Annotated in this window: 4 protein-coding genes and 1 pseudogene; 4 read left to right on the forward strand and 1 reads right to left on the reverse strand. The window is 55.0% G+C overall.

Annotated features, from left to right (window positions below; translation table 11 throughout):
- Positions 1-337, reverse strand: a 337-nt coding sequence (locus tag MKD38_RS29985; RefSeq protein WP_116344652.1) for a hypothetical protein, incomplete at its 3' end; no start/stop codon positions are given.
- Between the two features lie 565 nt (positions 338-902).
- Between MKD38_RS29985 and MKD38_RS29990 the strand changes: the two genes are divergently transcribed.
- The 4 genes and pseudogenes from MKD38_RS29990 to MKD38_RS30005 all read left to right on the forward strand — a co-directional run.
- Positions 903-2,981, forward strand: coding sequence for an MFS transporter (locus MKD38_RS29990; protein WP_012354789.1), 2,079 nt, complete (start codon positions 903-905; stop codon positions 2,979-2,981).
- Positions 2,982-3,361: 380 nt separating this feature from the next.
- Positions 3,362-4,291: pseudogene (locus MKD38_RS29995) on the forward strand (condensation domain-containing protein); the annotation flags it as partial.
- 319 nt (positions 4,292-4,610) lie between these two features.
- Positions 4,611-6,101 (forward strand): GMC oxidoreductase, encoded by a 1,491-nt coding sequence (locus MKD38_RS30000; protein ID WP_012354791.1) that lies wholly within the window; start codon positions 4,611-4,613, stop codon positions 6,099-6,101.
- On the forward strand, positions 6,102-6,387 hold a 286-nt coding region (locus tag MKD38_RS30005), incomplete at its 3' end, for an aminotransferase (RefSeq protein WP_252669737.1).

Here is a 6,387-nt window from a genome sequence, read left to right on the forward strand (position 1 = left end):
CGCCTCTCGCTGCATGTGCCGCCCAAATTGCAAGAGTGAACGACATTCCGAAAGAGTTTACAACCCCACCCGCTATGTCATTGACCGTAAACGACTTTCTGCAGAGCACCAGTGTGTAATGAGGTTGGGTTGGAGGCACTCCCGGAAGACGGAAGCACGAACCCCGCGCGCCCCTTGGCTTACACATAGGCACAACAAGGGTGACGGCAAGAACAATCACTACCACCCCGAGTAACACGTGCTCCATGATGTTGCCATCGATGATCATTCTGACCAACGCATTCAGTTTTTTCAAAAACATCTCGAGTATCAAAAACATCTCGATCGGAATATGCAAAGTACATGCCACGCCCAGTCAGGAGTCGGCCAAAAAAAGCTGCATATTGATAGACATCAACACACAGTGGGGAGGCAACCTGTACACAGGTCGCTATGTCCGATCCTCGGACAACATGGCGCTAGCTAGCCCCAGCGCACTGAATAGCGCAAGACATTTGTAACCTCGTTCCATATACATTCCTGCGGCGGCTTCGCAGGACCGGTTTAGCAGCATGAAACTTCGGCTTCCGATAAAAATCCCGTGTGCCGCTGACTCTCGGGCTATAGGCAAGCAATAGAATTGTCTATTTTTAGATGCGGAACTTTAGTCCGCCCTGCGAGATGGACAATGTTCAGTAGGGGACAAATTGCAACAATTTCAACAGCACTTTGCACCGCGCAGAACGAAAGCAAGGGCCTCCATACCAGCGTGCAGTGTAGTTTTGCTCTAAACCGCTCCCAGGCACAGCGCTTGCACTAATGGTGTTGACTCGGCCGCAATTGGTCCCAGTGCTCACTGTTTTGACAAATGAACAGCAGCGCTAATTGTTGGGCCGCCATGTTCTTTCTTGCCCTCCAGGCCCATGTTTAACTCCTCACCAGACCACACTTTAGTCCCTCTACGTTCTGACCCTGTCCTTTTGGGGGGCGAAGACCGCTCCGGTACAACCTTGCTTAGCATTCTGCTCGACGCGCATCCGGATTTGGTCGTAGGTCCGGAAATCGATTTCACGGAGCCAATCAACCTTGGCTCACATATCCTTGAAGTATGCGCCTTGATGGCGTGTCGGGATCCACGGGTTATCGGTACGACGAAGGAAGCCATCGACCCTGAATGGTTCGAGGGCGTGCACTTCGTCTGGCAGTGTGAACGTTCGGCCTTGGACCGAGACGACGTAAAGACATTGGTGACGCGTGTGATTGCGGAGCGTGGAACCGTCCTGGCTACACTAGAGGATCGCTGTCTGCTTATCGACTCTATCGGCGAGTTCCGGCGACAACAGACCGGGGCGAAGCGATGGGGTCTAAAGCTTCAGCGACGGATCCAGAACCTCTGCAAATATGCCGCCATTTGGCCGCAAGCACATTTTATCCACATCATTCGCGATGGCCGCGACGTGGCAGCATCCCATGAAAAGGTTTCTGGGTGGGACCATCGGACTATCGGCGAGGCGGTCCAAGGCCGGATAAATGTCGTCACCAAGGCACACTTGGGTGCGCCCAGTGGTCGCTATCTCCAAGTGCGATATGAGGATCTGGTCACCGCCCCGCGTGAGACAGCTGCACGGATGCTGGAGTACCTGGGCTTGGGATGGAGTGAGAGGGTTCTGCATCACGCAGAGCACGAGCACGCGCTTTTCGACAAACCCTGGGGCCATCCCTCAGCTGACGCAGCTGCTCAACCCCTATACACCAGATGTATTGGGCGGTACGTGCGCGACCTCACGCCTCAGGAGGTTGAGCAGTTCGAACGCTTAGCAGGAAATTCGTCTACACGCTGTCCGTGCCGACTCTCTCGAGCAGGGAGTGATTCCAGTGGCAACGCAAACGCGACGACAACGCTTGCCCGGCAGCTTCTATCTCTCCTAGGCCAGATGGTTTCCCGCGTCGGCGCCCAAGTGACGCTCATCGCCCTACCTCTGACCGCGATCCAACTACACCAAGCAGGATCACTCGAGACAGGCTTCTTGCTTGCATGTGGACGTGCCCCGTACCTTCCGCTAGGCCCGCTTGCCGGCGTCTTCGCCGATCGATTCTCACATCGAATCCTTCTGATTACGGCAAATTGGATAATGGCGCTAACGTTGGCCACAGTACCTGTATCTGCTTTGCTTATCGGCTACGTCGGCATGCCCCATCTCTACACCGTTGCTACACTGATGGGCGGGCTTACGGTGATTGCCGACGTGGCCTTTTTGGCATGTGTGCCAACTGTCGTGCCGCCCCAACAACTTGTACAGGCTCAGAGCTGGATAGAACTAGGACAATCAGCGGCATTGGTACTTGGTCCTCCGCTCGCAGGCTGGTTGATCTATTCGCTTTCGGCACCTATCGCGATACTGGCAGATGCGGCGTCGTTCCTTCTGGTGACGGCGCTGCTCCCATACGTGATAATAGCGCCGACAACAAGCGCGTCGATGACAAGTGACTACGACACTAGGAGCATCCTTGAACGCGTTCTCTCGGAAGCTGCAGAGGGCGCGCTATTCGTGTTACGTACTCCCAAACTCCGCGCAATCACCTTTGCTACCGGTACTCCCATATTTTGGTACAGTGCCTACTCCGCCGTCTTTCTGCTGTATCTAACCGAGGGCTTAGGGCTGAACGCCACAACGATCGGGACCGTCTCAGGCATCGCTGCAATCGGAAGTGTTATCGGTACTTTGCTTGCACGTCCTTTTGCTCGAACGTTAGGCTTGGGTCGCGTGTTAATAGCAGCGCTCCTCACCAGTGCCGTTGGCGCAATGCTAACCCCGCTGCTCGAAGTGCCAGGATGGCTTGCATTGGGACTGTCGCAATTTGTATTGTGGATCGGCAAGCAGGTCTACAGCGTCCATCAGGCACCAATCCGCTACGCCTTGGCTCCGCCGCAACTGCACGGCCGTGTAAACGCAAGCATCCGGACCATAGTGCGGCCCTTGCTCCAGTCGGAGCCGTGTTAGGCGGCGCCTGTGGAACATGGCTCGGCGCCCGCGCGACGTTACTGCTTAGCGGAGCCCTCATTGCCGGAGCCGCTGGGTGGATCTGGGCATCCCCTCTGCAATCCGTGTGTACACCGCAGTTCGTGGGGGCAGACACTTAAGAACGGCTACCTCCATTACTTCTCGCGGCCAACACAGGCCTCATCACGAAGTTCGCCGACATGCTATCGGTCATCCTATCTCCGGGCCACCTCACCATTTGGCGGCCCTGCGCACCGCATGTGTCCAATCCCAATTGGACAGCCGACGGTCGGCTGCCCTCCTACGTCCAGGAAGCCCACATCACGTATGCACTTGAGACAGCTGGCAACGGTCCCTTGCAGCCGTCTTGGCTGGCCTGCATGTTCGATCTCCCGGGTGAATTCAATGCAGTTGCTTTCACCGAAGCTTTGCGTGCCTGGGTAACCCGCCACGAAGCCCTCCGTAGCCAGTTCATCGTGGCCCTTCCGCTTCCGCCTGGCGAACGATTTATTCGCACGACGCTACCGGCCGATGCCGTGAGAATCCGCCGCAGTGCGGCTGCGGACTTCACAGATGGACGTAAATTGTCACGATATCTGGAGAATCTGTTCGACAGCGAGGTTCTCGCTATAGGCTGGCCTAGCTATCTTTGGGCCACAGTGAGCCGTCCACAAGCAACCACCGTCTATGTCGCCGCAGACCACACCCTAATGGACTGCTACTCCATTCTCCATACTACGTATGAGATTCAACTACTGTATGCGTCAGCACACGCGTCCTCACAGAGGACGGCTGCGTCCATTCTTCCCGAACGGCCGCCAAGCTACTTGGATTTCGCAGAGGCTGAACGGAGCGCCGCCGGTGCGTTGAACGCTGAACACGAATCTATAGCGCGCTGGCGGACCTTTCTCAGCGAGAGCGGCGGCCGGCTACCTCAGTTCCCTGCCTCAGTAAGCGAGGCGACCGAAAGCCCCGCCGATCAGCCAAGCGGATACACAGAACTTCTCAACGCATCTGACGCACTCTCCTTCAGTCGAGTCTGCCGCACACTTGAGGGCAACTCGTTTGCTGGGTTGCTAGCCTGCCTTGCCAAAGCGGGCCAAGAAATCTGCAGTTCGAACGTATTCCGTACCATGGTACCCGTCAATACACAGACGGAGCACTTCCAATTTTCCATAGGATGGTATGTTGGTATGGGGCCCGTGGCCTTCTCCATCAAGCAAACAGACTCTTTCGGTGAGGTGGTGCGTTCGGCCGTAGCAGGGCTAGACGGCTTGAGGAATATCGCGCGAATTCCGCTGCCCCGTGTGGCCGAACTCCTCGGCCAGCCCCTGCGCGACCCTTTCATGGTGTCGTACATGGACCTTCGCCATACGCCTGGTGCGAGCAATTGGAACACCTGGGGAACTGCCGTCTTCCGTAGCCGCTGCACTGATCCTGATGAGGTGTTCTTTTGGTTCATACGCACTCATGATGGCTTCCACGTTAGCTATCGCCACCCGGCCACCAAATTGGCAGGCATTGCCATCCCACACTACGTGGAACGTACCAAAGAATTGCTTAGGTCTGTCGCGCGCAACGGCGACTGGCCCGCGCTAACATCCCTTCCCAAAAAGGACAGAATTGCACATGACAGACATCAAACACATTGCGGCGACCGCATCTCGCGATTACACAAGCTTCGATGTTGTTATCGTAGGCTCAGGCGCTTCAGGCTCAATTGCTGCCCGAACACTTGCGGAAAAAGGTTTCCACGTAGCCCTCCTCGAATATGGAGCCTTGGTATCCCCAGGTGCGCTATACGCCCCCAACCAAGCAACCTATAGTAAGGCACGAACATCTCCACACGGTCGCGCCGATGGAAATCCATGGACAGCATGTGCCGTTGGGGGAGGAATGCAATTTTACAACGCTATCATGTTCAGATACCGTCAAGCAGATCTCTCGGCATCCCAATACCTTAGGACTGACATGGAGATAGATTGGCCCATTTCACTTCTGGACCTCGAACCTTTTTATTCCGAAATCGAAAGTCTCTTAGAGATTAGCGGTACGTACGGATTTCAGCCCTATCCAGCAAGCCAAAGAGGTCTACTTATATCCAATGCGATGCGAGAACTTGGAATCACGCCAAAGAGTGTTCCGCTGGCGATCCGGCCACCCAAAACCACCAATGGATGCATTGAATGCTCCTCTTGCAACCACCTAGTCTGCCCTACGAATGCAAAGGCCAACATCCTAGCTAAGAGTGTTTTAGACGATTCCGCTTTCCCAGGATCGATTTCGGTGCTGTACGGATGCTTTGTCAATTCGATCGAGCTCCGAAGCGACTGCCACGCAGAAGCCCTTGAGTGCTATGTGCCGCTTTCCTCGCAGCGGATTCGTATCCCCGTTAAAGCGGTCATTGTGTGTGCAAATGCAATTCAGTCGGCGGCTTTAATGCTTCGCTCGAAGAGCCGACATGCACCTACAGGCATTGGAAATGATTCTGACCTCGTAGGGCGCGGCCTCTCATTCAAGATAAGCGGGTACTCCGTTGGCTACGTGAAGAATCCAGCCGCGCTTCCTGCGCATTGGGGCCCGCATGCGACTGTGTATACGGACGACTTCTATGAGCACCCTGGCGTGCCATGCAGATTTGGGGGGTTAATCTACGAGGCAAATTTGGATTCGCCAGGGGAAAACATCGGTCGCGTGCGACTTCACTATATCGCTGGTGAGGAACCATGGTCACACAACCGTGTAATGCTTGACAGCGCCATCGACCCACACGGCATTCCTTACATCCGTATAGCGTATAAAAACTCAGAAAATGATAGGGCACGAATCAGTTTTCTCGCCAACCGGGCTGAAGACACTCTCCGCCGCTTAGGCGCATCCTGTATCGAACGAATGCCTTTCTCGCGAGGCAAAGGCAGTTCACATCTACACGGCACCATGCGTGCGGGTTCTTTTCCAAAGACATCAGTCGTGGATCACTGCGGCAAGATTCACGGGCTAACGAACATCTATGTTATGGATGGCTCCGTTATGAATTTCGCCGGAAATAGCCATCCCACGCATACCATAATGGCCAACGCAAAACGAATGGCGCTGTCACTCGCCGAAAAGGAAAACTAAATGTCCTGTTCTGGATCCACTGGCCATTTGGCTGAATGGGAGCGCGAAATCCGCTCTTCCATCATTTTTAAATCCGCCTGGGGCTCGATGGCGGAGGATATCGATGGCAAGATCTATCTTGACATGTCATCTTGCAGCGGCGCCTCACCCTTGGGTAGTAACAACCCTGAATTTAAGGCGAGACTCTCTCAAGCTATGGAGAGCGATGCCGACATTCTTCCATCCCCAGTAAGCGAGCAGCGCCAGATGCTAGCTGCAAGAATCTCAAAGAGATTCGCGACTACAC

Origin of the sequence: Cupriavidus sp. WGlv3, assembly GCF_023952475.1 — a bacterium.
Classification (GTDB): Bacteria; Pseudomonadota; Gammaproteobacteria; order Burkholderiales; family Burkholderiaceae; genus Cupriavidus; species Cupriavidus phytorum.

Excerpts from the sequence above, each read along its gene's own strand:
- MKD38_RS30000 (WP_012354791.1), top strand. The coding sequence starts at position 4,611 with ATGACAGACATCAAACACATTGCGGCGACCGCATCTCGCGATTACACA.
- MKD38_RS29990 (WP_012354789.1), top strand. The coding sequence starts at position 903 with ATGTTTAACTCCTCACCAGACCACACTTTAGTCCCTCTACGTTCTGAC.